This is a genomic window from Bradyrhizobium sp. GW821-FHT13H06 (assembly GCF_058803975.1).
Genome location: NZ_JBXAPN010000002.1, coordinates 596,488 through 622,290 on the forward strand (window position 1 = coordinate 596,488; position 25,803 = coordinate 622,290).

Annotated in this window: 22 protein-coding genes and 7 pseudogenes; 8 read left to right on the plus strand and 21 right to left on the minus strand. The window is 62.7% G+C overall.

Features of this window, described 5'->3' with window-relative positions; genetic code table 11:
* Positions 1–8: 8 nt before the first annotated feature.
* From AC1RQP_RS09685 to tnpA, 6 genes are all read right to left on the minus strand, one after another.
* A complete protein-coding gene (locus AC1RQP_RS09685) occupies positions 9–1,418 on the minus strand; it encodes an MmgE/PrpD family protein (RefSeq protein WP_492936747.1) in 1,410 nt (469 codons plus the stop codon).
* Between the two features lie 20 nt (positions 1,419–1,438).
* Entirely contained in the window at positions 1,439–2,830 is a 1,392-nt protein-coding gene (locus AC1RQP_RS09690; protein ID WP_492936749.1) for an MFS transporter, read from the minus strand.
* Positions 2,831–2,881: 51 nt separating this feature from the next.
* Entirely contained in the window at positions 2,882–3,382 is a 501-nt protein-coding gene (locus tag AC1RQP_RS09695) for a MaoC family dehydratase (protein ID WP_492936750.1), read from the minus strand.
* A 98-nt stretch (positions 3,383–3,480) separates the two neighbouring features.
* On the minus strand, positions 3,481–4,338 hold the full coding sequence (locus AC1RQP_RS09700) for an isocitrate lyase/PEP mutase family protein (RefSeq protein ID WP_492936752.1): 858 nt from the start codon (positions 4,336–4,338) through the stop codon (positions 3,481–3,483).
* 10 nt (positions 4,339–4,348) lie between these two features.
* Entirely contained in the window at positions 4,349–4,798 is a 450-nt protein-coding gene (locus tag AC1RQP_RS09705) for an MFS transporter (protein ID WP_492937132.1), read from the minus strand.
* The gene (gene tnpA / locus AC1RQP_RS09710) at positions 4,699–5,139 is read right to left on the minus strand and encodes an IS66-like element accessory protein TnpA (protein WP_492936753.1); all 441 of its coding nucleotides are present in this window, start codon (positions 5,137–5,139) and stop codon (positions 4,699–4,701) included. Before tnpA ends, AC1RQP_RS09705 begins: the two co-directional genes overlap by 100 nt.
* A 184-nt stretch (positions 5,140–5,323) precedes the next feature.
* Between tnpA and AC1RQP_RS09715 the strand changes: the two genes are divergently transcribed.
* Complete coding sequence (locus tag AC1RQP_RS09715) at positions 5,324–6,166, plus strand: universal stress protein (RefSeq protein WP_492936754.1); 843 nt, start codon at positions 5,324–5,326, stop codon at positions 6,164–6,166.
* Positions 6,167–6,347: 181 nt separating this feature from the next.
* Here AC1RQP_RS09715 and AC1RQP_RS09720 read toward each other — a convergent pair.
* From AC1RQP_RS09720 to AC1RQP_RS09750, 7 genes and pseudogenes are all read right to left on the minus strand, one after another.
* A pseudogene (locus tag AC1RQP_RS09720) lies at positions 6,348–6,569 on the minus strand (IS630 family transposase); the annotation flags it as partial.
* A 329-nt stretch (positions 6,570–6,898) separates the two neighbouring features.
* A complete protein-coding gene (locus AC1RQP_RS09725) occupies positions 6,899–7,180 on the minus strand; it encodes a hypothetical protein (RefSeq protein ID WP_492936755.1) in 282 nt (93 codons plus the stop codon).
* Positions 7,181–7,387: 207 nt separating this feature from the next.
* Positions 7,388–7,861 (minus strand): TetR-type transcription factor C-terminal domain-containing protein, encoded by a 474-nt coding sequence (locus AC1RQP_RS09730; RefSeq protein ID WP_492937133.1) that lies wholly within the window; start codon positions 7,859–7,861, stop codon positions 7,388–7,390.
* Positions 7,862–7,870: 9 nt separating this feature from the next.
* Positions 7,871–8,101 (minus strand): annotated as a pseudogene (locus tag AC1RQP_RS09735) (helix-turn-helix domain-containing protein); the annotation flags it as partial.
* A complete protein-coding gene (locus AC1RQP_RS09740) occupies positions 8,073–8,561 on the minus strand; it encodes a MaoC/PaaZ C-terminal domain-containing protein (protein WP_492936756.1) in 489 nt (162 codons plus the stop codon). The pseudogene AC1RQP_RS09735 and the gene AC1RQP_RS09740, both read right to left, overlap by 29 nt.
* A complete protein-coding gene (locus AC1RQP_RS09745; RefSeq protein WP_492936758.1) occupies positions 8,561–9,373 on the minus strand; it encodes an enoyl-CoA hydratase/isomerase family protein in 813 nt (270 codons plus the stop codon). Before AC1RQP_RS09745 ends, AC1RQP_RS09740 begins: the two co-directional genes overlap by 1 nt.
* Entirely contained in the window at positions 9,370–10,995 is a 1,626-nt protein-coding gene (locus AC1RQP_RS09750; RefSeq protein ID WP_492936759.1) for an acyl-CoA synthetase, read from the minus strand. The genes AC1RQP_RS09745 and AC1RQP_RS09750 overlap by 4 nt, the downstream gene beginning before the upstream one ends.
* Positions 10,996–11,130: 135 nt before the next feature.
* On the opposite strand from AC1RQP_RS09750, the gene AC1RQP_RS09755 reads away from it, so the two are divergent.
* Genes AC1RQP_RS09755 through AC1RQP_RS09770 form a run of 4 tightly spaced genes read left to right on the plus strand, consistent with a single transcriptional unit; the run spans position 11,131 to position 16,692 of the window.
* Positions 11,131–12,291: an ABC transporter substrate-binding protein gene (locus AC1RQP_RS09755; RefSeq protein WP_492936760.1), complete on the plus strand. Its 1,161-nt coding sequence runs from the start codon at positions 11,131–11,133 to the stop codon at positions 12,289–12,291.
* Between the two features lie 33 nt (positions 12,292–12,324).
* Positions 12,325–13,923, plus strand: a complete 1,599-nt coding sequence (locus AC1RQP_RS09760; protein WP_492936761.1) for an acyl-CoA carboxylase subunit beta — start codon at positions 12,325–12,327, stop codon at positions 13,921–13,923.
* Between the two features lie 5 nt (positions 13,924–13,928).
* A complete protein-coding gene (locus AC1RQP_RS09765) occupies positions 13,929–15,914 on the plus strand; it encodes an acetyl/propionyl/methylcrotonyl-CoA carboxylase subunit alpha (protein ID WP_492936762.1) in 1,986 nt (661 codons plus the stop codon).
* Positions 15,915–15,939: 25 nt separating this feature from the next.
* Entirely contained in the window at positions 15,940–16,692 is a 753-nt protein-coding gene (locus tag AC1RQP_RS09770) for an SDR family NAD(P)-dependent oxidoreductase (RefSeq protein ID WP_492936763.1), read from the plus strand.
* Between the two features lie 28 nt (positions 16,693–16,720).
* Here AC1RQP_RS09770 and AC1RQP_RS09775 read toward each other — a convergent pair.
* The 3 genes and pseudogenes from AC1RQP_RS09775 to AC1RQP_RS09785 form a co-directional block, all read right to left on the minus strand.
* Positions 16,721–16,876, minus strand: a pseudogene (locus tag AC1RQP_RS09775) (aldehyde dehydrogenase family protein); the annotation flags it as partial.
* A 450-nt stretch (positions 16,877–17,326) separates the two neighbouring features.
* Positions 17,327–17,458 (minus strand): annotated as a pseudogene (locus AC1RQP_RS09780) (transposase); the annotation flags it as partial.
* 383 nt (positions 17,459–17,841) lie between these two features.
* Positions 17,842–18,009: a hypothetical protein gene (locus AC1RQP_RS09785; protein ID WP_492936764.1), complete on the minus strand. Its 168-nt coding sequence runs from the start codon at positions 18,007–18,009 to the stop codon at positions 17,842–17,844.
* Between AC1RQP_RS09785 and AC1RQP_RS09790 the strand changes: the two are divergent.
* From AC1RQP_RS09790 to AC1RQP_RS09800, 3 genes and pseudogenes are all read left to right on the plus strand, one after another.
* A pseudogene (locus tag AC1RQP_RS09790) lies at positions 17,971–18,467 on the plus strand (IS21 family transposase); the annotation flags it as partial. The gene AC1RQP_RS09785 and the pseudogene AC1RQP_RS09790 overlap by 39 nt on opposite strands.
* Positions 18,468–18,724: 257 nt before the next feature.
* On the plus strand, positions 18,725–18,979 hold the full coding sequence (locus AC1RQP_RS09795) for a hypothetical protein (protein ID WP_492936765.1): 255 nt from the start codon (positions 18,725–18,727) through the stop codon (positions 18,977–18,979).
* Positions 18,976–19,404, plus strand: a complete 429-nt coding sequence (locus AC1RQP_RS09800) for a type II toxin-antitoxin system VapC family toxin (protein WP_492936766.1) — start codon at positions 18,976–18,978, stop codon at positions 19,402–19,404. Before AC1RQP_RS09795 ends, AC1RQP_RS09800 begins: the two co-directional genes overlap by 4 nt.
* 229 nt (positions 19,405–19,633) lie before the next feature.
* Here the strand turns inward: AC1RQP_RS09800 and AC1RQP_RS09805 are convergent.
* The 5 genes and pseudogenes from AC1RQP_RS09805 to AC1RQP_RS09825 form a co-directional block, all read right to left on the minus strand.
* Positions 19,634–20,752: pseudogene (locus AC1RQP_RS09805) on the minus strand (IS256 family transposase).
* 312 nt (positions 20,753–21,064) lie between these two features.
* A pseudogene (locus AC1RQP_RS09810) lies at positions 21,065–21,808 on the minus strand (efflux RND transporter permease subunit); the annotation flags it as partial.
* Between the two features lie 44 nt (positions 21,809–21,852).
* On the minus strand, positions 21,853–22,914 hold the full coding sequence (locus AC1RQP_RS09815) for an MBL fold metallo-hydrolase (RefSeq protein ID WP_492936767.1): 1,062 nt from the start codon (positions 22,912–22,914) through the stop codon (positions 21,853–21,855).
* A gap of 536 nt (positions 22,915–23,450) precedes the next feature.
* Entirely contained in the window at positions 23,451–24,680 is a 1,230-nt protein-coding gene (locus AC1RQP_RS09820) for an ABC transporter substrate-binding protein (protein ID WP_492936768.1), read from the minus strand.
* 63 nt (positions 24,681–24,743) lie between these two features.
* A complete protein-coding gene (locus AC1RQP_RS09825; RefSeq protein WP_492936769.1) occupies positions 24,744–25,802 on the minus strand; it encodes a branched-chain amino acid ABC transporter permease in 1,059 nt (352 codons plus the stop codon).
* Position 25,803: the final 1 nt, after the last annotated feature.

The following is a 25,803-nucleotide window of genomic DNA, read 5'->3' on the forward strand; positions in this document are numbered from 1 at the left end:
ATCTAAAATCAGGCGCCCTTCGCGAGAACGTCGCCCAGCCCAACCGCGGAACCGGCGTCGAGCGCGACGACGGCGTCGCGCACCCGCTCCGCGTGATCCCGCTTCAGGATGCGGCTGGCATTGTCGAAGTACTTCGCCTCGATCTCTCCGTTCGTCAGCGGCCGGTCGGCGCATCCGCGGTTGATCGCCTCGCGGTGACGGATCTTTTCGCCGCTCGCCAGGGTGACGATAACCTCGCCTGTGTAATGCTTCGGGAAGGTCGAGGCGGGATCGGCGGCGAAATTGACGTGTCGCGCCAGCGCCAGAACCTCGCCGTCTCCGATCGCCTTGTCTTCGAGCTCGTCGAGCGTGAAGCGTCCGCGCAGCAGCCCGGTCGCAACAATGTACGGGATCGAGAACTGGGCGTCGTAGCTGTTGGCCGGGGCGCGCTTGTTTGCCTCCGGCTCGCAGACGGTCTTGATCACTTCGGCCGGCACGAGCACATCGACGCTCTTGATGTCCGCAGGCTTGACCGACTTGCTGAGCGCAACCGCCGCCTCGGCCGCTGCATGCGTGAAGTGGCAGGCTGGAATCGGCTTGATCGCAACTTCCTCGATCTGCCAAATCTGTCCGAGCTTTTCGGTCGCGAGCGACATGTCGGCAGAGGCCATCAGCGGGCCGAGATGTGAAGCAAACAGACCGAAACGCCCCTCATAGGCGGCGCGCGGACCGACGAAGCCGTGCTTGGCCAGTGTCGCCGCCGTGATCGCGCTCGAAGCCGCCCAGCCCGGATGCATGCGCTTGGTCCAGGCGCCGTCCTCGAGAAATTCGAGACTGCCCGCGCCCATCGACAGCGCGATGCCCTGCGCCATGGTGGCCTGCTCGGCGTTGAGCCCGAGAAGACGGGATGCCGCCAGCGTGCAGCCGAAAATGCCGATCAGGCCGGTCGGATGGAATCCGACCTGGTGGAAACCGCCTTTGGCGACCGACCCCAGCCGCGTCGAAGTTTCCATCGCGGCAACATAGGCAAGGAGAAGATCACGGCCGGACACCTTGAGCTGGTCGCCGAGCGCGAGCGCCAGCGGCAAACTCGACGCCGTGGCATGAATAACGCCCGGGCTGTGAGTGTCGTCGTAGTCGAGCCCGTGCGCGAGCACGCCGTTCATGATGGCCGCATCACGCGGACTGAGCGAACGGCCGAAGCCGATCACGGGAGACGAACCCGCCCCCAGCGTGCGCATCGCCTCCATCGTGGCCTGGCCGAACGGGAAGCCGTGCGAGGCATAGGCGATCCCGATGGCATCGAGCATCAGGTATTTCGCCCGCTCACGCACCTTTTCCGGGACCGCATCAATGGAAAGGCCGAGCGCGAAAACAGCCAGCCGATCGGATATCGACTTGTTCTGATCGGAATGGATCTTCTTGTCGACGACGTTCATGTTCAACTCCTCCAATCCTGCTAGTCGCGCAGCGCCGCACTGGCTGCCGCGAGTGTTTCGTCCTCGCCCGTGAGGGCTACGTTGTCGTCAAGCGACAATTTCGCGGTCTCGATGCGCAGGGTCAGGATCGCGGTGCTCAGAGCCACCAGCACCGCGATCACCATCCACAGCACGCCGCGCACGCCGAATTCCTCAAACAGCCAGATCGCGAGATAGGGCGTCGTGATCGAAGCCGCCCGGCCGCACACTCCGGCGACGCCGGTGCCGCGCAGGCGATATTCGGTGGGAAAGAGCTCCGGCACATAGGCATACAGACCGAGGGTGACGAGCGTGTAGATCGCCGTCACCAGCGCAAAGCCCGCGACCGCAATTCCCGTCGGATCGCGCAGAGTGGGATAGATGAGACCGAGCACGGCGATTGCGAAGCATGTCGCCAGGATCGATTTCTGGCGCGAGAAACGATCTCCGACGGCCATGCCGACCAACGCGTCGGCGACGCTCCCGCACGACATCAGCGTCGTGAACCACAGCGACTGCACGATGGTCATGCCCTGCTTGAGCATGAAGGTGGGAAGCCAGGCGACGAAGCCATAGACCGAGACATTCACCGCGACGACGGTGAGTGCTGCGGTGACCGTGCGACCTATCATGCCCGGGCGGAACATTGCGGAAAACGGCGTGGCCACCACGGGCCGCGTGCGCACGACCGAAGGCTGGGGCAATTCGCGGCCGGCCCCGACTTCCCGCTCGAACGCCTGCAGGGTGGCTTCCGCCTCTTCAAGCCGCCCGACCGCTTCAAGCCAGCGCGGCGATTCCGGCATGTTCTTGCGCATGACCCAGATGATCAGCGCGCCGACGCCAACGATGGCGAACATGTAGCGCCAGCCGAAATTCGGGATCACGACGTAGCCGATGCTGGAGGCGATCAAGAGGCCCGAATTCGTCAATATGCCAAGCATCGAAATCCAGCGGCCGCGATCGGCCGGCGGGATGAACTCGCATAAGGTGCCGGCGGCGACGACGAGTTCGGCGCCCATGCCGATCCCCATGATGAACCGCAGCACGGTCAGCACGGTGATGTTGGGTGCGAAACAGGCGGCGAGCGAGGCGACCCCGAACAGCGCCAGATTGAACTGGTAGGAGTAGCGCCGCCCCATGCGGTCACCGAGATAACCGGCGAAGCCCGCACCGATCAGCATGCCGAAGAAGGTCGATGAAATGAAGACGGCGTTCTGCTGCGTCGTCGAGAAGCCTTCCTTCAGCATGGCGGCGACGACGCCGCCGGCAAGATAGATGTCAATGGCATCGAGCGCGGCGCCGGCGCCGACGAGGCCGAGAATGCGCCAGTGCAGGCGCGCGATAGGCAAGCGATCGAGCCGCGCGCCAGAATTGATGTTCTGGATAGTGGACACCTGTTCCTCCCTCTTGGTCCCCGCACTTGCGGCGGAGATCATCCCCTCCAATTACTCATCACCGACGCCGTGGCCTCGCATCGGGATCAGCGCCGACCGCACGAAATTCATGATCGGCTTGCCATCCTGGTTGAACGCGCGCGTCTCGACGGTGACGATCCCCTGCGTCGGACGCGATTTCGAAACGCGCTTCTCGAGCACCTCCGACTCGGCATAGAGCGTGTCGCCGGGAAAGACCGGGCCGGTCAGGTTGATGTTCTTCCAGCCGAGATTGGCGATCGCCTTCAGGCTCACGTCGTTGACCGTCATGCCGAGGACGACGGCCAGCGTCAGTCCGCTGTTGACGAGCGGCCGCTTGAACTCGCTTTTCGCCGCATAGGCAGCATCGCAATGCATGGGATGCTGGTTCATTGTCATGAGCGAGAAATTGATGTTGTCGCTCTCGGTAATCGTGCGTCCCGGGCGGTGCACATAGATGTCGCCGACCTCGAAATCCTCCAGATAGCGACCGATCGGAGTCGGAATGCGGCGCTTGCCTTGCGCTGTCATCATCCACCTTTGTTAGTTTGTCCGGACATTCTCATACCGTTGCGCGCGCGATGCGTCAACCGTCGAAAGCGCGGGCGACCGATGCGTCCTGTGCGTTCCTGCTAGTCGGCGTGCGCGCGGTCAAAGGCCCAGACATCCTCAAACCCGATAAGCTTGTTGAAGCGGCCAAAATCGTAGAGCTGGTCTACAACGGGCGCCGACGAGCCCGTGTCGCGTATCGCCGCATAGACGCGCTCCATGGCCGCGGCAGCGGCAAGGAACCCGGCGGTAGGGAAGATCGCCAGACGGAACCCGAGCGCCTCGAGCTGCGGTCGCGTCATGAGCGGCGTGCGCCCGCGCTCGACCATGTTGGCGACTAGCGGCAGGTCGAAACTGCCGCCGATGCGCCGCATCTCCTCCTCGTTTTCCGGAGACTCGACGAAGAGGATGTCCGCGCCGGCCTTTGCATACAGTTCGGCCCGATGCAACGCCTCGTCGAGACCCAGCGAGGAGCGTGCGTCGGTTCGCGCGACGATGAGAAAGTCGTCGGAGCGCCTGCTCTCGACGGCGACTTCGATCTTGCGCGCCATGTCCTGTGCCGGGATGACGCGACGTCCGGGCGTGTGCCCGCACTTCTTCGGAAATTCCTGATCCTCGAGTTGAATGCCGGCCGCGCCCGCGGCCTCATAGCCGCGCACGGTGTGGCGGACGTTGAGCAGTCCGCCATAACCGGTGTCGCCGTCCGCTATCAGCGGCGTCTTCGCCATGCCGGCCATGGCGGCCACCCTGCCCACCATGTCGCTGTAGGTGGCAAGCCCCGCATCGGGCAGCCCCAGCAGCGAGGCGACCGTCCCATAGCCGGTCATGTAGAGAAGCTCGAAGCCCATCGAATCCGCGAGCTTGAGCGAGATCATGTCGAAGACGCCCGGTGCCGAAACCAGGCGATCTTCCTTCAGTCGTTGGCGCAGACCGGGTGCCATGCCGCGGCCCTCACAGCGGTTTCTTCGCCATCTCCGGTCCCCACACCAGGACAACCACGCAGGCGATTGCCATGACCACACCGACTAGGCCGAGCACGCCCGGAAGCCCGTAAGAGTTGAAGATGGGGACGACGACGTAGGGCGTCGCAATCGTCGCCAGACGGCCCGCCGTATTGGAGACGCCGGTGCCGCGCATCCGCAGGTCGGTCGGAAAGAGTTCCGGCACGTAGAGCGCCCAGCCAAGGGCCACCAGGAAGTAGATCGCGGTGACGAGCGCAAAGCCGACAGTAACGAACAACACCTCGTTTCGCGACAGCGAGTAGGCGATCGCGAGCACGATGATGGTAACGACGGTGCCCGTTATCGCGGCGCGTCGCGGGAAACGATCGGCCAGAAGGTATCCGACCGCGGCGCCGCGTCGCCGCCTTCCAGCGAAAGCGTCACGCCGTTGGGCATCGATGCCGTCAGCCGCCCTGCACAGGATCGCTCCGTCGCGCAAACCGCGATCGCGCCAGCAGATCGAGTTGGCGACGGCGACGGCGCGCGAACCGGAATAAAGGCTGGCGCAATCGGCGCCCGCGCCTCCGGCTGGCCATCCCCGTTCTGAAGTTGTCGCTTGGCCACCCACTTGCGCAGCAGGTTCGCGTTCACGCCGTGTTGCAACGCCAGCCCCGCCAGCGACACGCCAGGCTGCAGACAGGCCTCGACCAGCCGCTGTTTGCTGGCCGGATCATAGCGACGCCGGCCATTGCGCAACACGCCGACCGTCTCAAGTCTCAAAGGTTCTTCTGGAGTGATCATCGATGGTGTCGACCTCGCTCATGGTGGACACCTCATCCCATCCCCGCGCTCAACTGCATAGGTGCGTAGAAAGGAGCGCTTACTCCTCGATAGCCTGCGGCACCCGTGAGTAGCGCGCTGGCAAATGGTAGATCGATTGAGGCGAAAGCTCGATTCCGGCGGTTGTCCTGATCAAAGGTCCTTGATGCCCTTCAAAAACATTGCGGTCTTCATAGACGACTCCCCAGCTAGCCGCGCTCGCGCGACCTATGCCGTTAGGCTTGCTCTCAGATATCACGCGCATCTCGTCGGTATCTTTGCTGTCCCTCCAGGCTGGACTCATGATCCGAGCGCATCCTTCGTCCGCGGCCGTGATGCAATTCGCGCGTTGATCGACCAACACGAAGCCGAGGAAGTCCGGGCGACGACCACCGCTAACGGAACATTCGAGAGTGTAGCCGGACGCGAAGGCATCAGTTTCGAGTTTCGGATTATCCGCGATCTCAATGCCTCCGATGACGCGATCTTTCATTCCCTGCACGCAGATCTCGTGCTGATCGGAGATCCCAGGCCCGGTGGGCTTCCGGACGACCGGTCTGCCGAAACAATGCTGCTGGCCACGGGTGTTCCCATCTTGATCGTGCCGAATAGCTGGAGCACCAAAACAATTGGCGAAAACGTCCTTATTGCATGGAACGCCAGCCGTGAAGCAAGACGGGCAATCACAGACGCATTACCATTGCTTCAGAACGCCCGCGCTGTTTCTGTCGTTGTGGTCGATGCGCAGAGAAATGCCAGGCACGGGCAAGAGCCCGGTGCTGACATCGCGCTCTATCTCAGTCGGCATGGGGTGAATGTGACAGTCAATCAAGCGCGATCAGATGGCAGGTCGGTCGCCCAAGCAATTGCCGACCATGCCCTGCTGATAGGCGCCGATCTGCTCGTCCTCGGCGCCTACAGTCACTCGCGGTCGCGCGAGGCTCTATTTGGTGGTGTAACGCGATCATTCCTGAAGACTGTCTCGATTCCTTTATTCATTGCCCACTAATCTAACTAGGGTGCGGATCACTTGCGCGCAGCCACAGCTCGATTGACGCAGGCTGGATGAGGCCAAGTAGTTGGCGGATCGTTGTCGCAGCGCGTCACCATGTTGGCAGCTTCGAGTTCCGCGATGCCGAGCATGGTGTATCATTGGCTCCCAGGTCAGCGTTTTCGTGGTTCGAATCATATCAAGCAGCCTCAGCGAGCTTGTAGGACCAGGTATGGATGATGGGGTGGCGATTGACGTCGTCGATGCCGGCCATGATGCGCTCCGTGAGCTCGTGTTTTGATGTCACCCGGATGTGACGCAAGACGGAGCGGGCGAATTTAGAGAAGAAGCCCTCAATGAGGTTGAGCCAGGAACCGTGCTTGGGCGTGAAGGTAAGTTCGAAGCGGCCTGCGGGTCGTGTGTCGCCGCCGTCCACATCCCATGCGCGACAATGTGGCCGAAGATATCCTGGCCGCGTATTTCGGATCCATATGTGCCGGGTTTACCCGAGACCGCGGCAACCAAGGTAATATCATCCGCCTCAATGACATGAACCAGCGAAGCTTTGTCGCCGATCTGAAGCTCGTCGAAGGTTCTGTTCTTGAGTACGCCAGCGTCCATCACGGGCCTCACCGTTGCAAGACATAAGTGCCGGGTGCATCTCTTACGGTCCCGAGCAGCTTCCCAGTTCGGTGCGGAGATTTGAGATCGCGTTGTTGGCAAGGTGGAACAGATCCCGCTCTCCGTTTCTTAAACATAGCTCCAAATGAACTCGCAGCCGATCGCGTAGAAGTGTTTTGGGATTGTGCGCAAGTCGACAAACCGCCAGGATTTTTCGAACGCGACGCTTATGAGGCTTTCGGATTCATCGTCGATAAAGATGTGATCCCGGGCCGAGAACTGTGCAGTGATGTCCTCGACCTGATGCAGAAGATAGACTAACCGGCCCTCTTTGATAATAGGCGTATTGACGGTCCGCCAGAATCGTTTGACGAAACGGCTGTCCGGATCGCGAATGTCATAACGTTGCACAGCGATTGCGTGCGGCCGGCCGCGGCGTAACGAGTGATGAAGCGGCGGTTCGAGCAGCGATCACCTCGCCCTGGTCCAACGGACAGACCGAGGGGCAGATCACCCGCCTCAAGCTCGTCAGACGTCAAATGTACGGCCGGGGGAAACTCGATCTGCTTCAAGCCAGATTAATCGGCGCCGAATAAGAGGAGCTGCACCGAAAATGCGTCAGAGCCCTTTTTGGGCGCCGATTGACATCGCGCGCCCCTTCGGAGCGTTAGCATTCTTTTGGCGCCCTGCTCCAAAAGCCATCTTGGCAAAGCTTGCTGCTATCTCCTCGATCGGAACACGATTGGGCCGATACCATTCGCCGGCCCAGTTGACGGCGCCAAGCAGCATCAGTCGGACGACGTCCAACGATATGTCGTCGGGAATGTAGCCCGCCTTGGCGGCGTCCAGCACGATGTCGCGCCACAGATCCTCATAGCGTCTGCGCTCGGTGCGGCACGACTTGCGAAGTTCTGCCGGCAAGAAGGCGAAGGCTCGGATACTGGCCGACGTGTAGTCGCTGTTCTGTAGCGATGACAACAAGTGGGCCTTGACCGCGGCTTCGAGCCGACCGCGCGGATCGACATTCGCCGGCAGGGCCTCGAGCGCTGCGCTGACCGCCCTGTGCACGACGCGCACGCCTTCGTTGACCACCTGCTCGACGATCGCATCCTTCGAGGGAAAATGATGGTAGATGCTTCCGGCCTTGATCCCGACCTTCTCCGCGATGGCACGCGTCGTCGTTGCCTCATAGCCCCGATGACGCAACAGCCATGCGGCGGCGGCGAGAATTTCCCGTGCCGCGCCGCCTTGATCGGCAGTCGGAGGTTCGGGAGCGCGATTTGCGACACGTGCCGTTGACCGCCTAATTGTCGGTCCTCCCGCCCTCGACAAGGCCCCATCTTGCTTTCTCGTGCGGCCGCCGCCGCATCAACAGCCGGGCAGAACCTTGCTGAAGGGTCGTGCCGCGCTCATCGACGATCGCGATGTCCAGCCCAAGCAGGCCGCGGTCCGGCTGTCTGACGTCGCGCTTTTCGACGACATCGATGACGGCCCGAATCGTGCTCCCCGGATACATTGGTGCCTTGAAATCCCATGTCACGCCCAGCAGCGCCATGACGGTACCATCGATGAGATCCAGCCGCGAGGCAAGTCCGAAGGCAATGCCGATGCCCATCGGCCCATGGGCGATCCTGCCGCCGAAATCCGTCGCCGCGGCGAAGACCTCGTCCATGTGCACCGGATTATAATCGCCGGTGAGGCCGGCAAAGGCCACGATGTCGGCCTCGGTAATGGTGCGACCCGGCGTCTCGAAGCGCTGGCCGACGTCGAATTCATCGAACAGAAGTCCCATCAGCCGTTCCGCTCCTGGGTCGGCGCGAATCTCGGCCGACGCTTCTCCACAAAGGCGCTCATCCCTTCCTGCCAGTCTGCGCTGCCCACGAGGGCAGACAGCGCCTCCACGCCAAACCGCCGGGCACTCCGCAGATCCACGTCACCGCTGAGGTGAACGGACGCCTTGCACTGCGCCAGCGCCATGGGACTGAGATCCATCAGCTCCCGCGCCAGCTCGAGGCTGGCCGATTCGAGAGCTTCCGGCGCGACTAGCCTTGTCGCAAGACCGGCCGCATTCGCCTCGGCGGCATCGACATGGCGCGCCAGCATGATCCATTCGAGCGCCTTGCCGCGCCCGATGTGGCGGGCCAGCTTCTGCACCCCTCCGGCGCCGGGCGTGGCGCCAAGCCTCGCCTCGGGCAAGCCGACCTTGCACGTCGTCGCCAGGATGCGGAAATCACAGGCTAGCGCGAGTTCGAAGCCGCCGCCCATGGCATAGCCGTTGACGACACCGATCACGGGAATGCCGATCGCTTCGATCTTGTCGAACAATCGGGCGATGCGTTCGAAATAGCGGTCACGCACGTCGAACCGCTCGGTGAAGATGCGCTCTGCGCCGGCAAAATATTTGAGATGCGCCCCGGCGCAGAACACGCGGCCGGTGCCGGTCACGATCAAGACCCGCGCGCGATCGGCGACGGCCTTGTCGATCGCCTCCTCGAATTCGGCGAGGAGTTCCAGGGTCAGCGTGTTCATTTCGTCCGGCCGGGCCATGCGCAGGCGCATGACGCCGGTGATCGGATGGTCGATGACGATCGTCGTATGATTCATGAGGATTTGCCGCCCGCTTCGTCCCGCAGATCCTTGCGGCGGATCTTGCCGGTAATTGTCATGGGAAGGCTGTCGCGAAACTCGATCTGCCGCGGATATTCATGCGCGGACAGCCGCGCCTTGACGAAACTCTGGATGTCGGCTTGCAGGGCCTGATCCACCTTGGGCCCTTCGCGAGGGACGATAAAGGCCTTGACCACCTCGCCGCGCACCTTATCGGGGACGCCGATGACGGCAACCAGCGCGACCGCGGGATGCTGCATCAGGCAGTCCTCGATCTCGGTGGGACCGATCCTGTAGCCGCCCGAGATGATGACGTCGTCATTGCGGCCGTGAAACCAGAAATACCCCTCCTCGTCCCGGTGCCCGGTATCGCCGGTCAACAGCCAGCCATTGCAGAATTTCTCGGCCGTCGCCTCGGGCTTGTTCCAGTAGCGCAGAAAGAACACCGGATCCGGCGCCTTGACGGCGATCGATCCCGTCTCTCCGGGCTTCACGGACCGGCCTTGGTCGTCGACGACTTCGAGCACATGGCCGGGAACGGCCCGCCCCATCGATCCCTCCTTGAGCGGCATGATGGAGGCGCAATTGGCGACGGTGAGATTTGCCTCGGTCTGCCCATAGAATTCGTTGATGGTCAGGCCGAACACATCGCGGCCCCAGGAAAGCATTTCCTCGCCCAGCCGCTCGCCGCCGCTCGCAATCGAGCGCATCGCGTAGGAGAACCGGGATTGCGGCCGCTCGACCTGACGCATCATCTTCAGCGCTGTCGGCGGCATGAAGGCGTTGCGTATCTGGTGACGGCTGATCAGCGCAAAGGCTTCTTCGGGATCGAACTTCTTCAGCCGTTTTGCGAGCACCGGGATTCCGTGGAACAGCGACGGCAGCAGGACATCCATCAGCCCGCCGGCCCAGGCCCAGTCCGCCGGCGTCCACATCCGATCGCCCGGCTGCGGGAAGAAATCGTGAGGAAACTCGACGCCGGGCATGTGCCCGAGCAGAGTACGGTGAGCATAAAGGACGCCCTTGGGATTTCCCGTCGTTCCCGAGGTATAGACGATGATGGCGGGATCCTCGGCCGCCGTTTCGGCGATGCTGTGCTCGGATGACGCCGCCTCGATCAAGCCGGCAAAGCTCAGCACTGAGCCCTCCACGCGGTCGTCGATACTGATGACCGCCGGACGCGCTGTCAGACGCTCGCGCAGCAGCAGGAGTTTTTCGACACCTTCGCTGTTCGAGACGACCGCCTTGGCGCCGCTGTCGTTCAGGCGGTATTCGATCGCGTCGGGGCCGAAAAGAGTAAACAGAGGCAAGGCGACTGCGCCGAGCCTATAGGCCGCAAGATGCGTAATCAGTGCCTCCGGGCATTGCGGCAGTAGGATTCCGATGCGGTCGCCGCGCTCAATTCCATGTGCGGCCAGCGCATTCGCCAGCCGGCGTGACTGCTCCTGCAGATATTCGAACGTGAGCGTGCTGGCGCCTTGCGTGGATTCAAAAATCAGAGCGGTGCGCTCCTGCCCCACGTGGCGGTCGCAGATCGCTTGCGCGATGTTGAAGCGTTCGGGAATCGTCCAACGGAACGTGTCGTAGAGCTCTTTATAAGTTTGGCCGGCGCGCAGCATTTATTTGCCCTTGTTAAGCTCCCTAACGATTGGTAGGTATAGCCCATCAAACGGCCGGCAGCAAGCCAGGTCGGATCTGGGAGAAACGAGATGAGGCAGTGGTCGATTTTGGTTGCTCTTGCGACGGGACTCTTGATGGCATCGGCAAATGCCGAGACGGATACGAAGCCGGTGCGCATTGGCGTGCTCAATGACCAGTCGGGCATCTATGCCGACCTGTCGGGTCAGGGCTCGGTGATTGCAGCGCGGATGGCGGTGGAGGATTTTGGCGGCACGGTCCTGGGTCGGCCGATCGAGGTCATCTTTGCCGATCACCAGAACAAGCCTGACGTCGGCAGCGCGATTGCCGCGCGCTGGTACGATACCGCGGGCGTCGACGCGATCGTGGACGTCCCCGTTTCCTCGGTGGCGCTGGCCGTGCAGGAGATCGCGCGCGAACGCAAGCGCCTTGTGCTGTTCTCGGCGGCAGGCAGTTCCGACCTCACCGGCAAGGCCTGCTCGCCGATGGGAACGCAATGGACGTTCGACAGCGTCGCGCTGGCCAAGGGCACGGCGAGCGCGGTGACCAAGTCCGGCGGGGACACCTGGTTCTTCCTCACCGCCAACTACGCCTTCGGCACCGCGATGGAGGCCGACGCGCGCCGCTATATCGCCGATGCCGGCGGTCAGGTGCTCGGCAGCGTGCGTCACCCGCAGGGTACGTCCGACTTCTCGTCTTTCCTGCTGCAGGCGCAATCCTCCAAGGCGAAGGTCATCGGTCTCGCCAACGCCGGCAACGACACCATCAATGCGCTGAAAGGCGCCTCGGAATTCGGGATCGTGGCCGGCGGGCAGAAGCTCGCGGCGATGCTGACCTTCCTGTCGGACGTTCATTCGCTCGGCCTCAAGACGGCGCAGGGCCTGCTGCTGACGGAAAGCTTCTACTGGGACCTCAACGACGGCACGCGCGCATGGTCGAAGCGGTTCGCGAGCCGGATGGATGGGCGCATGCCCACCATGGTTCACGCCGGCGTGTACAGCGCGGTCACGCATTACCTGAAGGCGATCAAGGCCGCAGGCACCACCGATTCCGAGAAGGTCGCCGCAGAGATGCGCGCGCTGAAGATCTCCGATCAGATCCTGCCCTCGGCGGTAATCCGCAAGGATGGCCGCGTGCTGCGGCCGTTCTATCTTTTCGAGGTCAAGAAGCCCGAGGAATCCAAGGGGCCTTACGACTATTACAAGCTCATCAAGGAAATTCCGGCGGAGGAAGCGGTGCGGCCGCTGAACGAGGGCAACTGCCCGCTGGTTCAGTAAGGAGAACAATCCCAATGCGGCAGGAGAAACGAAGTGCCGGTTATTGAAAACACCGTGAGCAGCGGCCCGGAATTCGCCCAGCGCGCCGCGAATTTCTCCGTGCTGCTGCACATGCTTCGGGACCGCCACCGCCGGGTTCTTGCCGGCGGCGGCCAAAAGATGCGGGCCAGACACATCGAACGCGGCAAGGTGCCGGTGCGCGAGCGCATCGATCATCTGGTCGACCCGTTTTCGCCCTTCCTCGAACTGTCTCCGCTCGCCGCCTGGGACCTCTACGGCAACGAGGTCCCTTCGGCCGGCATCGTCACCGGCATCGGCGTCGTTACCGGCGTCCCCTGCATGATCATCGCCAACGACGCCACGGTGAAAGGCGGCTCCTTCTTCCACGAGACCGTGAAGAAGCACCTGCGCGCGCAGGAGATCGCCTGGGAGAACAGGCTTCCGTGCCTTTATCTCGTCGACTGCGGCGGCGCATTCCTTCCCGAACAGGACCGCGTCTTCCCCGACCGCGATCATTTCGGCGGAACGTTCTTCCAGCAGTGCCGGATGTCCGCCGCAGGCCTGCCGCAGATTTCGGCGGTTTTCGGCGGCTGCACCGCCGGGGGCGCCTACATCCCCGCGCTTTCCGACGAGGTGGTGATGGTGCGCGGCACCGGACGCATCCATCTTGGCGGTCCTCCGATCGTCAAGGCCGCGATCAACGAGATCGTCGACGGCGAGACGCTGGGCGGCGCGGAAATGCACAGCAACATCTCCGGCGTTTCCGACTATCTCGCCGAGACCGAACTCGAGGCGATCAGCAAGGTGCGCGACATCGTCGGTGCGCTGAACTGGCCGCGCAAGGCCGGCCAGGCGCGTCTGCCGGGCCGCGATCCGATCTACGATCCCGGCGAGATCGCCGGGATCGTCGGGACGGACCTCAAGCAGCCCTACGATGTCCGGCAGGTGATCGCCCGCATCGTCGACGGCAGCGACTTCCAGGAGTTCAAGCCGACTTACGGCTCCTCACTGGTCTGCGGCTTCGCGCACATCCATGGCGAAGCGGTCGGCATTCTCGCCAACAACGGCGTGCTGTTCTCGGAATCCTCGGTCAAAGGCGCCCATTTCATCGAACTCTGCGACCAGCGCCGGACACCGATCGTCTTCCTGCAGAACATCACCGGATTCATGGTGGGGACCGAAGCGGAGCGCGGCGGCATCGCCAAGCATTCGGCCAAGCTCGTCTACGCGGTGTCGAATGCGCGGGTGCCGCGATACACGGTCATCATCGGCGGATCCTACGGCGCCGGCAATTACGGCATGTGCGGACGCGGCTTCCGGCCGCGCTTTCTTTTCGCATGGCCGAACGCCCGGGTCGCGACCATGAGCGCCGACGTCGCGGCGACCGTGGTCACCGATCTGCGCCGGGCCAGCCTGACCCGAGGGGCCGCCGACGAAGCCGAGATCGCGCAAGTGGACCGCCGGACCCGCGAGCAATTCGAACAGCAATCCACGCCCTATTACGCGACCTCGCGGCTGTGGGACGACGGCATCATCGAGCCCGATCAAACCCGGGACGTCCTCGGCCTCTGCCTCGCGCTCGCATCGCAGGAAGTCGAACTTCCGGAACATCGTCCCGTCTATCGGATGTAAAACCAGTGATCCGTTCTCTCCTGATCGCCAACCGGGGCGAAATCGCCGTCCGTATCGCACGCACCTGCAGGCGCCTCGGCATCCGCTCGATCGCCGTCTATTCGGATGCCGACCGGCACGCGCCTCATGTCGCCATGGCCGACGAGGCGTTCCATATCGGGCCCTCCCCTGCCCGCGACAGCTATCTGCGGCCCGAGGCCATCATGGAAGCCGCACGCCGCGCGCGCGCCGAAGCCATCCACCCCGGCTATGGCTTCCTGTCGGAGAAGCCTGAACTACCATCGCTCTGCGCGGCGGCCGGACTCGTCTTTGTCGGCCCCTCTAGCGACCGCATCGCAGCGATGGGCCAGAAGATCGGCGCGAAGATCATCGCCGCGCGCGCCGGCGTGCCGAGCGTACCCGGCTATGTCGGCGACGACCAGTCGAACGATCGGCTGATCGCGGAAGCAAGGCGAATCGGCTTCCCCTTGATGGTAAAGGCGTCTGCCGGCGGAGGCGGCCGCGGCATGCGGCGCGTGTTCTCCGAGACCGAGCTCCGCCCCGCCCTCGAGATTGCCAGGCGCGAGGCGGAGGCCGCCTTCGGCGACCCCGCCTTGCTCATCGAGAAGCTCGTGCTGCGGCCGCGCCATCTCGAGGTTCAGATCGCCGGCGACAAGCACGGCAATGTCGTACACCTCTTCGAGCGCGACTGTTCGGTTCAACGCAACAATCAGAAGCTGCTTGAGGAAGCGCCCGCGCCCAATTTGCCCGCCGCCATCCGCGCCAAACTGCTGGACCGCGCGATCGCGCTCGGTCGCGCCATTGCCTATGACAATCTCGGCACGGTCGAATTCATCCTCGAGGAGGGCCAGGACGAGCCCTGGTTCCTAGAGATGAATACCCGCCTTCAGGTCGAACATCCGGTCACCGAGGCCATTACCGGCTTCGACTTGGTCGAATGGCAGATCAGAATAGCATCCGGCGAACCCCTGCCCGCCAACCAGCACGATATCCGCGAGCGCGGTCATGCGATCGAGGCCCGGATCACAGCGGAACGGGCGGATCAGGAATTTCGTCCCGATGTCGGCCGCATCAGCGCTTATCGTGAGCCCGGGACGATCCGAATCGACAGCGGCGTCACGTCAGGCAGTGAAGTGACGCTCTATTACGACTCGCTGCTGGCAAAGGCGATCGCATTCGGCAATTCCCGCGAGCAAAGCCTGGCGCGTCTGTCCGCGGGCCTGCGCGACTACGTCATCGTCGGCCCCGCTAGCACGATCCCTTTCCTGATCGGCGCCGTCGAACATCCGCTGTTTGCGCAAGGCCTAGCCACAACGTGTTTCATCGACGATGCTTTCCCTGAGGGCTGGAAGGCGCAACGCTCGGAGGAACGCCTCGCCCGAGCCCTCGCCGGCATCCTGTTTGCAACGGATCACGCGCCCGAGACCGTATCTGCCTGGCAGACATTGGCGGGCTTCCGCACGCTGGCCCCGGCCGGCGGCCTTGCCGCAAACCGTCTGACCGTTCAGGAAGATCAGACCGACCATGGCCTGACGATCGAGGCCCTCGGCAATGAACGATATCGCGTTCTCGATGTCGACGGAGCGATCGAGCTAACGGTACGGCGGCGCGGCATATCGGCCGAGATTGCCGTCGACGGCCGAGTCCTCCACGTGCAGTTTCATCGCGAAGCATCGCAGCTTTCCGTCGCGATTGGCGAGGAGCGCTACACATTTACGGTGGTCACAGACATCGAAAAGGCGTCGGCGAAGCGTGGCGGCTCGAGCTCCGGCGCGATCCTGAGCCCGATGCCGGGAATTGTTGCCGAGGTCAACGTAGACGTTGGCGATGTGGTGGAAGCGGGACAAGTGGTTGCGGTGCTCGAATCCATGAAATTGTTCCTGCCGCTGAAGACGACAGTGGCTGGAATAGTCAAGGACGTCGCGTGCAGCGCGGGGCAGACCGTCCAGGCCGGATCGCGACTTATTCTCGTTGAGCCCCCGCCCGCTTGAGGACGATGGGCCGAGGAGAAGACAATTGCTGCGCATATTGATTACCGGCGGCACGTCAGGCATCGGCCTTCAAACGGCGTACCGTCTCGCCCGACTGCCGGCGATCATTGTCATCAACGGGCGCAACGAGGCGCGTGGCGCGGCGGCGCGTCAGGCTATCGTGTCGAAACATCCGACGGCCGAAGTGCGCTTCATCGCTGCGGATGTTTCGACACAGGACGGCACCCTGAGCCTTTTTTCGGCAGCAAGATCGGCCCTGGGCGGCTCGATCGATGTGCTTATCAATTCGGCCGGCGGCGAGTTCATCCCGACCTTGCTGCATGAAAGCACATTGGACCAGATCGATGGCGCGATCCGACACTGGCTGCTTTCGACCATCTACTGTTGCCGGCTGGCCCTGCCGGATCTGTCCGATGGCGCCGCGGTCGTCAATGTCGCCTCCGATGCCGCGAAGGTGCCCCACTCCAGGCGATCCGTGATCGGTGCCGCCATGGCGGGCATTGCGATGTTCTCTCGCACCTTCGCGCTGGAGGCAAAACGGCGTGGCATCCGCGTGAACGTGGTCACGCCGTCGCTGATCCAGGGAACGCTGACCTACGACCGCGTCACGTCTAATGGCTTCAGCGCAAAGCTGTTCGAGAAGGCGATACGTGCAGCCCATCTTGGGATCCCCGATCCAGACGATGTGGCGGCCTTGATCGAGTTCCTGGCGAGCACGGAGGCATCGAAGATCACCGGCCAGATCGTCAGCGTAAACGGAGGCATTTCCGTCGGCTGATCCGTTTCAGGAAGATACCGTCGCAGGCTCAGGCGCTCGCCTGGGTTACGAACTTGGCGTTGAGATATCCCTCGATGGCCTCAAGACCTCCTTCGGAGCCGTAGCCGGAATCCTTGATTCCGCCGAACGGCACCCTGGGAAGCGCAAGACCGTGATGATTGATCAACACCATGCCGCTTTCGATAACCGCGGCCGACGAACGTAGGAGGCAAGCCATTCAACTTGAAAAAGATCGCCTTTATACGCTTCGCCTACAAGCTTCCGAGCCGCTTTGAGCGACTGCGCCGGCGCGGACTGCTCACCACCCGCGAGGTGGCCGAGCGGTTCAATATCGGCCAGACCGCGGTCTATGACTGGGGACGCCAAGGTCTTTTTAATAAGTGCTACAGTGACACCCTGAACCGAGGCCTTTGGCAAGTTCCGTCCAGCACGACCATTATCAAAGGTTCCGGGGATCCGGGGCCCGCCCGGCCCGTCTTGCAGCTATCAGCGTGTCATCATTCGAATGAGGAGCAATATGAAGCGATCGTCTTATCTTTTGGCCGCCGCGGCCGGGCTGCGAGCCCCGCGGGTCACTTCAAATTCCTCCGGGTGAGGTCAGTCAAATTCCTCCACCCGCGAGGCAGGAGTAACTGGAGTACTGGCGCGCCACTCCGCACGATGCCTTGCCCTGCTTCAGAAAGCCGGTTTCGTCGATGACCAGGACCGCGTCTCCATCGGACAGCGTTTCCAGTGCATACTCACGCACAACATCGCGCAAAGCATCTTGTGTATCGCCGCTTACGGATTCCTGATCTCCGAACGGGATACGATTCCCCTCAGGACTTGGTCGCGCCCGGCAGTTCTCGCCACCTGCGCTATCCGACGATTACAAATCCACAGGCTCCGCCGCTGCGTCCCGAACGGCACATCCCAAACTCGATCGCCACGATGCGCCGACGGCTGATCGTCGCCATCGTGGCCAGGTTGCCGCGATGCCCATGCTGCGCAGTTCCAATGGCCCGGCATCGGCGGAAAAATTTATGACGCAGTAAGACTAGTCTAGCAGCTTGGCGAAACATAGCGCGGAAGTAGAAAGCCCAACGCATTCTGGGCCGAAATGGCGCGAGATGGAGTTGGACCGCCCGACAAAGACGAACCTGGTCGCGATTACGATTTTGGCACCGCGGCAAAGTCCGCCAGCTCCAGTAACCAAGAAATGGCGAAGCCGGCCTGTCGGAAACCCGCAAAGCTTTCCTCGACGATCCGAAGCTTCGCCTCTTCCGTCCAGCGCCGGCGTTCAGCACCTCGACCGCGTATCGCTTCGAGAAGGATCAAAGGCTTCCATCGCAGAAGAAGGGTGGGCGCGGCCGTCGCCGGCCGGACCCGTTGGCCGATGTGTTTGAGACAGAAGTGGTGCCAATGCTCAAGGCCGCCCCCGGCGTGCGGCCGGTTGCAATCTTCGAGGAGATGTTCCGGCGCCATCCTGAGCTCGGAGCTGGAATCCGCCGCACGCTGGAGCGCCGGATGCGCGTCTGGCGGGCGATCCACGGCGAGGAGGTCATCTTCGGCCAGACCCGCGAAGTGGGCCAGGTTCGCCTGTCCGACTTCACCGACGTGGGCGAGCTGGGCGTCACCATCGCGGGCGCGCCGCTCGATCATCGCCTCTATCACTTCATCACTTCCGGCTGGCCTATTCCGGGTTTGAGCACGCCCATGTCGTGCTCGGTGGGGAGAGCTTCGTCACTCTGGCCGAAGGGTTGCAGGATGCTCTGTGTGCAAGGCGCCCGGCACCGTTTTCAATCCTCGAGGAGGTAGTCGTGATCTTCCCACTCCGAAATACGTTCTCTGTAGGCGTTCGCAAGCAGCTCGGTCTCACCCCTGGGTGACGGCGTTACCATGGCGGCTCGAGCGGGCGAGATTTCGTCGCAACGCGCCCTCCTGAGCGCCGCGCCGCTCGGCAGCTTCAAGGCGAGATGACATAATCTCGCCGGCAACTTGCATTTTCGTCATGAGCAGTATATCATTAATGGTGTAATGATTGGATACAGTTATGGCGACTGTGATTACCATAAATCGTCCAGAGGTTGTGGCGCTTGTCGAGGAAGCCGCAGAGAAAATGACGGGCGGCAACAAGACCGAGGCGGTTGCTCTAGCCATGCGGCGGCTGTTGGAACAAGGCGCACGCACCGGAACATTGTTCGGCGCGCATAAGAAGTCCTTGCGGATTGCCGAAGGCGTGGACCTGACCGCACCGGCACTGGACGTCATGCCTGACGCCGAGACCGGCAGGGAAATCGAGCGATGACTGAAGCCCTTCTGCTTGACACGCACATCGCCTTATGGCTCGACAGCGGCAACGAGCGCTTACGTCATTCGACCCGTGCTTTGATCGATAACTGCTGGCGGAACGGAGGTACCGTTTTTCTCAGCTCCGTCACGGCTTGGGAAATCGCCCTGCTTGTCGACATGGGGCGGATCGAGCTCGACGTTCCCGTGGATGCTTGGATCGATCGTTTTCTCGATCGGCCAGGCATTGAGAGCGTGCCACTTGCGCATCGCGCGGCCGCCCGCAGCTACCAGCTTCATCATCTTGAACACCGTGATCCTGCGGATCGGCTACTGATCGCCACGGCGATCGATCTTAGCTGCCCGCTAGTGACTTACGATGAGCGGATCACCCAATTCGGCAAGAAGCGCGGTCGGCAACAGGGATTCTCGATCGAGACATGAAACTGTGGGTTGGGGTCAGACTTCCTCGTCTTCACGACCTGTTCGCACAGTTCGTTTTTGCGCAGCCAGCGCCTTTCAGGCAATCTATTTCGGCTTGCCGACTCATGCCGCTCAGATCGATGCGGATGCCGCCTTGTTCGTAAGCGCTAAGCCGATACCCTGGCGGTGCCGTCCGGGATGTGGTTGGAATTCGAAGTGACGCAATCTCCGACATCGTGAAGCTATCTGATTATGCGGCGAGGTCAATTGGCTGATCGATGGGTTTTGTGGCGAGCGTTTTCCAGCCGTCGACTTTGCGCATGTTGATCTGACCGGAAGCGAGCAAAGCCCAGAACAACATGACCGCGGTGTCCGCTGATGGCAGCACCGTCTGCGTCTTGATGCGTCGCTTGAACTCCTCGTGCAGCCGCTCGATGGCGTGGTGCGCGCGCTCTTCCACTGGCTCGGCGGCAGCCGGGTGAAGCTGAAGAGCCGGTCGCCGGCTTCCTGCAGGCTGTCGGCCACCGCCCGATGCTTGAGCCGCCATTTGGACCGGCACGCCGTCCCACACGGCGGCGATCGCAGCCTCAAGCCCTGGCGCGCCATCGACGATGAGGAACTCGGGCCGCCGCAGCCCACGCCGGATGAGATCGTCGAGCACGGCACGCCAGGCTTCGGTGCTCTCGCCGCCCATGCTCTTGATCGCGAGCAACACTTTCTGACCGTCCGCGCGCACGCCGATGACGACGAGCAGCGAGATCGAGGTCGCCTTGCGGTCGAGCCGCACCCGCACCACGGTGCCGTCGAGGATCAGCCGCACGCTCGGTTCCTCGGCCAGCGAGCGGGCATTCCACGCGTCCCAGTCGCTCTTCACCTTGCGCCACACCCGGCTCACCGTGTCCTTGCCGACGGCGCCAGCAAACAGGGCGCCGAGCGCGCGCCGCACACGGCGGGTGTTGGTGCCGGCCAGGTAGCAGCCGGCGATCAGCGCGTCGGCGGCCAGCGTGCGGCGCTGGTAGGCCCGCAGCGCCTGGCTCTTCCACTCGGTCGTCTTGCCGTCGGCCGTATTCAGCCGCGCGCGCGGCACTGCGATCTCAATCGGCCCGAAGCTGCCGGTCAACGATCGCGGCCGACTGCCGTGCCGATGACCCGTCATGCCGGGCGCTCCCTCATGATCGGCCTTCTTGCTGCGTTCGTAGCGCGGACGGGCAAGGACCGTATCGAGCTCACTGCGGATCAATTCTTCAATGAATTCCCGCGCGCGTTCCCGCACCGCAGTTTCGATCGGATCGAACCAATCGTCGAAAAGCTGGGGAGCCGTCTCTCCTCTACACTGCGGGGCATGCGTCTTCGTGATATTGCTGCTCATGGCGTGGTCTCCGGTCCGGCGCTCCAACGCCGGATGATTCGAGGTTGATCACCTCGGAGACTACGCCACCTTCAATTCCAACCAACCCCGCGACGGGACCACCCTGGCTTCGAGGGCTAGATTAATTGTACGAAGAAGCCTCCAAGTTGAGCGGAGGTTTGGGATGGGATTGGACGGCAAAAAGACGTTCCATTTGGACGGCTCGTAGTTGGGGCAGTCGGCCGGCTTGAGGTGCTTGAAGCTTGAAGGACCGTCCGGGCGTCCTGGTCGGCGGCGGAGCCTTGAGCGTTCAGTTGTTCGTAAGCGCGCATTTTACTGCACAGGCTGCGCGCGCGGCTGGCCGCGGCGTCGCGACTCGCGACGGCCGATAGGCGCGGCGCAGCCAACGGGACACCGTTCGAGGTAGAGATAGATGACTGGCGTCGTGTACAGCGTCAGCCATTGCGACACCAACAGACCGCCGATGATCGCGATACCCAGCGGCTGGCGCAGTTCCGCGCCTCCGCCGGTACCGAAAGCGATGGGCACTGCGCCGAACATCGCCGCAAACGTGGTCATCATGATCGGGCGGAAGCGCAAGAGACACGCTTGATGGATTGCTTCCTGCGGTGGCTTGCCTTCGATGCGCGCGGCCTGCAACGCGAAGTCGATGATCATGATTGCGTTCTTTTTGACGATACCGATCAACAGGACGATACCGACGATCGCGATCACCGACAGATCATAGTGCAGCAGCATCAACAGCAAGAGCGCGCCGACGCCGGCCGACGGCAGCGCCGACAAGATCGTGATCGGGTGGATGTAGCTTTCATAAAGCACGCCAAGCACGATGTAGACGACGAGGATCGCCGCGGCCAACAGCAGGGGCATCGATGACAGCGAGGCCTGGAAGGCCTGCGCCGTCCCTTCGAACGAGGAATTCAGCGGCGCCGGCACCTGCAGGCGTTCGGTCATGGCCTGGATGGCGCTGACCGCCTGCCCGAGCGAGACTCCGGGCGTCAAATTGAACGACAGCGTCACCGCCGGGAAAATGCCCTGATGGCTGAGCAGCAGCGGTTCGCTCTTGCGGGTGTGTCTCACGTCAAGATCAATGACCCGCATCATTTTCTGTTTGGGCACCGGCTTGTCGTGAATTGAACTGTACCATGCGGCTCGTTTTGCTGCCTCAGTTCGCCAAGTCGCAGCATATAATTTACGTGAGCGTGAACCTCGCTGAATGCAAATCCAAGCTGGTGCGGATCGAGTGGACGGGGAAACAGCACCGGCACCAGATCCGCAACGCTTTGCGGCTTGTGGCGGCAGGCGCCCTCGATCAGATCGCAGCGGTCCTGATGGTGGTCGGCCAGCTGGCGGCAGCGTTCCTCCAACCCCCGGAACGGCAACTGGTGTCCGGGTAGCACCAACGGACTCGTGGGAATGTCGCGGGCTATCGCAGCCAGTGAACGCAAGTAGAGCCCGAGCGGATCTCCCTCGGGGTCAACTGCCCACACGCTGACATTGGGTGTGATCTTTACTATGACCTGATCAGCGCAAAGGAAGACGTTCTCCGAACGACAGTAAAGCATCACCTGCTCGGGCGCGTGACCGTCGCCGGTCAGCACTGAAAAGAAACGACCCCCGATCGCCAGCGTATCTCCGGCAACGACACGCGTGAATGTCGGCGGCAACTTGGCTACCATCTTCAGGTATTGATGTCCGTCGTTCGAGACGCGTGCCGTGGTCACCGGATCCAGGCCGTGGCGGGTGTAGAAATCATGATACGGTTTTGCATCCAGCGCGCCCGGACTGAGCGATATGTTGAGACAGCCGAGATACGACGTCTGGCTAGTCAGCAGCGGTAGGTCGAAGCGCTGACAGAGCCACCCCGCCAGACCAATGTGGTCAGGGTGGAAATGAGTAATGATCAGGCGGGTCAGGCGTTTACCCGCCAACGGTCCGGCCAGGAGCGCCTCCCAGGCAGCGCGCGCTGCTTCATCGTCAACCCCCGTATCGAGGACCGCCCACCCGCCGTCGTCTTCGATCAGGTAGATATTCACGTGGTCGAGCCGGAACGGAAGGGGTATCCGCGTCCACAAAATGCCCGGCGCGACCTCGATTACGGTTGCAAACAAGGGCGGTTCGGCAAACGGCAGCTCAATACTGCGGCTCTCTCGAAATTTCATCATCTCTCTCTTGCTCACGATGATCCGCGAGCCTCTAACGTCATGCGTCCCGTGCACGGCGGAATCGTCGTCGAAGATGCCCGTTCCCGCGAGTTGCCGTGAAGGACGCTCTAATGCTCCCGGTCACCATTTAACCGACGCGGGAACGGAGGTTGATTCGGCGAGTATGTTCATCTCCCGTCATGCCCTAGCGACCATCTACGCACGTGTAGTCGATCTTGACATCGAGTTCATTAGCTTTGGTTCCACCGCTTTATGACGGATGTACGACCCCTGTCCCAGTCCCGCATCACGTCGGCATAGGGCCCGGAGAGATCCGCGCCCAGCCTACGACGTTATGCGCGGTCTCTGCCCATGCCATTCCGCTCGCAGCGACACTGGCCAAAGTTGCCGCCAACGTAGTCAACATTTTCCCAAAACCGAAACCCAAATTCCCATTCTCACCTCCCTATGTAAGCATGATCTGGCAGACGCCGTCATCCGAAGAATAGTTGAGACGAGTGGCGGTCGTTTGGACAGCGCGACCCGCCGAGGCATTACCACTTTTTGATCCACGGGATCTGGACAGTCCCGTCCAGCACCGTGAACGAGCCGTCCTTCACAGTAGCGCAGTATCCGGTGAGTCCAGCCAGTGGGAACGAGGCCTCGTTGTTCATCTTCATATCACTGGTAAAGCCTTTCATGTCAGCCGCGGGAACGGTGTAGTCGAGGATCACCTCGCGCACCTTCTGCCCTGTGAGGCCGTCAACGCCGTTACGCTTGATCGCCTCCGTCAGGATGTTGACCATGAATAGGGTCTGGCTCACGCCGAGGATGGTGGCGCTGTCCCAGGCGGTCTTGAGACCGTAGCCCGCCTTGAGCTCGTCGTAGAAGGCCACGGCCTCTGTCCCGGCCACCGGCGCCGCCATGGCCGCGCATTCGAAGGTGTTGGTCAGCTTCTTGAGCCCGCCGATCGCGGCTCCCGTCGCCGTCAGCCCGTTGTGCGCGCCGAGCACCAGCGGCACGTCCGAGCCCACGTTGTCGAGCGCGCGCTTGACCGCGACCGAACCGGCCGAGTTGGTCATCACGATCGCAGCGTCGATATCCTTGGCCACCGCGGCGTAGATGTCGCTGGTCAGGTCGGTCGGCTGCGGCGTGGTCCAGATCACATCCACGACCTTGAGCTTGTCGGGGTTGCCGGCGGCGAAGGACTTGATGCCGTTGACCGTGTCCACCCAGGCCGGCGCCGCCTCGGAGGCTACCACGACCACTTTGAGCGGCCTGCTCAGGCCCTCGACCTTGCGCCGCCACTCGACATACATTCCCGCCTCGTGGGCCAGCGTCGGGCGCAGGTTGAAGGACCAGGGATTCTCGGCCCAGGTGAAGCCGTACCCGCCCGTGGGCGAGATCATCGGCACCTTGTCCTGGGGCAGGCGCGTCTTCATCGCGGCGTAGTCTGCCCCGCCCATCCCGAAGATCAGCACGGGCTTGAACTCGCTCAGCACGCCCGGCCAGAGACTGGCGATCTGCGCCGGGTCATAGCGGCCGTCCACGCCCTTGTAGGTCAGCTTGACGCCCAGCTCCTTGCCCTTGGTGGCGTTCCACCAGCCGACGACGGCGACGCGGCCGCCCTCCCAGCCGCGCATGATGTCGGCATAGGGGCCCGAATAGTCGGACCATCCCGGCAACATGATCTGGGTCTCGGCCAGCGCCGGCAGACCGGCCGCCCCACCCATGAGCGACGCGGCTAGCAGCCCCGCCGCCAGCTTCGGTCTCGAAATTCCCATTGTTTTCCTCCCTTTGGTTGCGTTGCCCGGTGTTCCCGCCGGGCACGGGGCAGGCTGTCCCCCTCAGTAGGGATACGGCCAGATCCGATAGGACGACTTGATCGTGTTCCAGCGGTGCATCAGCCCCTTCGGCTCGATCAGCAGCGAGACCGCGATCAGGATGCCAAGCACCATGTTGTAGCTGGCGAAGATCAGCTCCCCCCCAAGCGAGGGGATGGCATCGGCGACGACCGGGGCCAGCGAAACGATGCCCTCCTGGATCGCTCGCACCACCACCACGCCGATCAGCGCGCCGGTGATCGACCCCATGCCGCCGACGATGATCATGCCGATCATCCAGATCGAGTTGAACAGCGTGAACTGGTCCACCGAGATATAGCGCAGGTAATAGGCCCAGAGCGCCCCCGCCACGCCGGCGAAGAACGAGCCTAGCAGAAAGGCATTGACCTTGGTGCGCACCACGTCCACACCCATAATGCCCGCCGCCGTGTCCTCGTCGCGCACGGCGATCAGGTTGCGCCCGTGGCGGCCGCGCACGATGCTGAAGGCGCCGTAGGCCATCAGCATCAGCACCGCGAGGTTGAGCAGGTAGAGGCTGCCCTCGGTGTTGAACTGGAAGCCGAGGAGCGAGGCCGGGGCTAGCGCCAGGCCCTTGGCCCCGCCGGCCCATTCGGCGGGCAGGTTGATGACCACGAAGTGGAACACGAACTGCGCGGACAGCGTCGTCAGCGCCAGGTAGAAGCCCTTGATCCGCGCCGCCACCGCCCCGAAGAGATAGCCGAAGGCGGCCGACGCCAGTCCCGCCAGTGGGATCACCAGGATAAAGCTAAGCCCGCTGACATTGGCCAGCACACCGCCGGCATATGCCCCCACCCCCATGAAGGCCGCCTGCCCGAGGTTGATCTGCCCGGCATAGCCGAGATTGATCTGCAGCCCCAGCACGGCCACCGCCATGATCATCGAGGTATTCATGATCGCCAGCATTCTCGGACTGAAGTAGAGCGGGCCTAGGATCAGCAGCACGATGAAGGCCAGCAGTACTGCCATCTGCGGCCGGCTACGCACCAGCCCCATGTCCTGCCGGTAGGTGAGCGGGAAGATCCCCGCAGGATTGCGAAACATG

Coding starts and splice junctions, on each gene's coding strand:
- AC1RQP_RS09685 (WP_492936747.1), bottom strand. CDS start 1,418: ATGAACGTCGTCGACAAGAAGATCCATTCCGATCAGAACAAGTCGATA.
- AC1RQP_RS09820 (WP_492936768.1), bottom strand. CDS start 24,680: ATGGGAATTTCGAGACCGAAGCTGGCGGCGGGGCTGCTAGCCGCGTCG.
- AC1RQP_RS09745 (WP_492936758.1), bottom strand. CDS start 9,373: ATGAATCATACGACGATCGTCATCGACCATCCGATCACCGGCGTCATG.
- AC1RQP_RS09750 (WP_492936759.1), bottom strand. CDS start 10,995: ATGCTGCGCGCCGGCCAAACTTATAAAGAGCTCTACGACACGTTCCGT.
- AC1RQP_RS09755 (WP_492936760.1), top strand. CDS start 11,131: ATGGCATCGGCAAATGCCGAGACGGATACGAAGCCGGTGCGCATTGGC.
- AC1RQP_RS09695 (WP_492936750.1), bottom strand. CDS start 3,382: ATGATGACAGCGCAAGGCAAGCGCCGCATTCCGACTCCGATCGGTCGC.
- AC1RQP_RS09825 (WP_492936769.1), bottom strand. CDS start 25,802: ATGTTTCGCAATCCTGCGGGGATCTTCCCGCTCACCTACCGGCAGGAC.
- tnpA (WP_492936753.1), bottom strand. CDS start 5,139: ATGATCACTCCAGAAGAACCTTTGAGACTTGAGACGGTCGGCGTGTTG.
- AC1RQP_RS09800 (WP_492936766.1), top strand. CDS start 18,976: ATGACTGAAGCCCTTCTGCTTGACACGCACATCGCCTTATGGCTCGAC.
- AC1RQP_RS09795 (WP_492936765.1), top strand. CDS start 18,725: ATGGCGACTGTGATTACCATAAATCGTCCAGAGGTTGTGGCGCTTGTC.
- AC1RQP_RS09700 (WP_492936752.1), bottom strand. CDS start 4,338: ATGGCACCCGGTCTGCGCCAACGACTGAAGGAAGATCGCCTGGTTTCG.
- AC1RQP_RS09715 (WP_492936754.1), top strand. CDS start 5,324: ATGCCCTTCAAAAACATTGCGGTCTTCATAGACGACTCCCCAGCTAGC.
- AC1RQP_RS09815 (WP_492936767.1), bottom strand. CDS start 22,914: ATGAAATTTCGAGAGAGCCGCAGTATTGAGCTGCCGTTTGCCGAACCG.
- AC1RQP_RS09740 (WP_492936756.1), bottom strand. CDS start 8,561: ATGGGACTTCTGTTCGATGAATTCGACGTCGGCCAGCGCTTCGAGACG.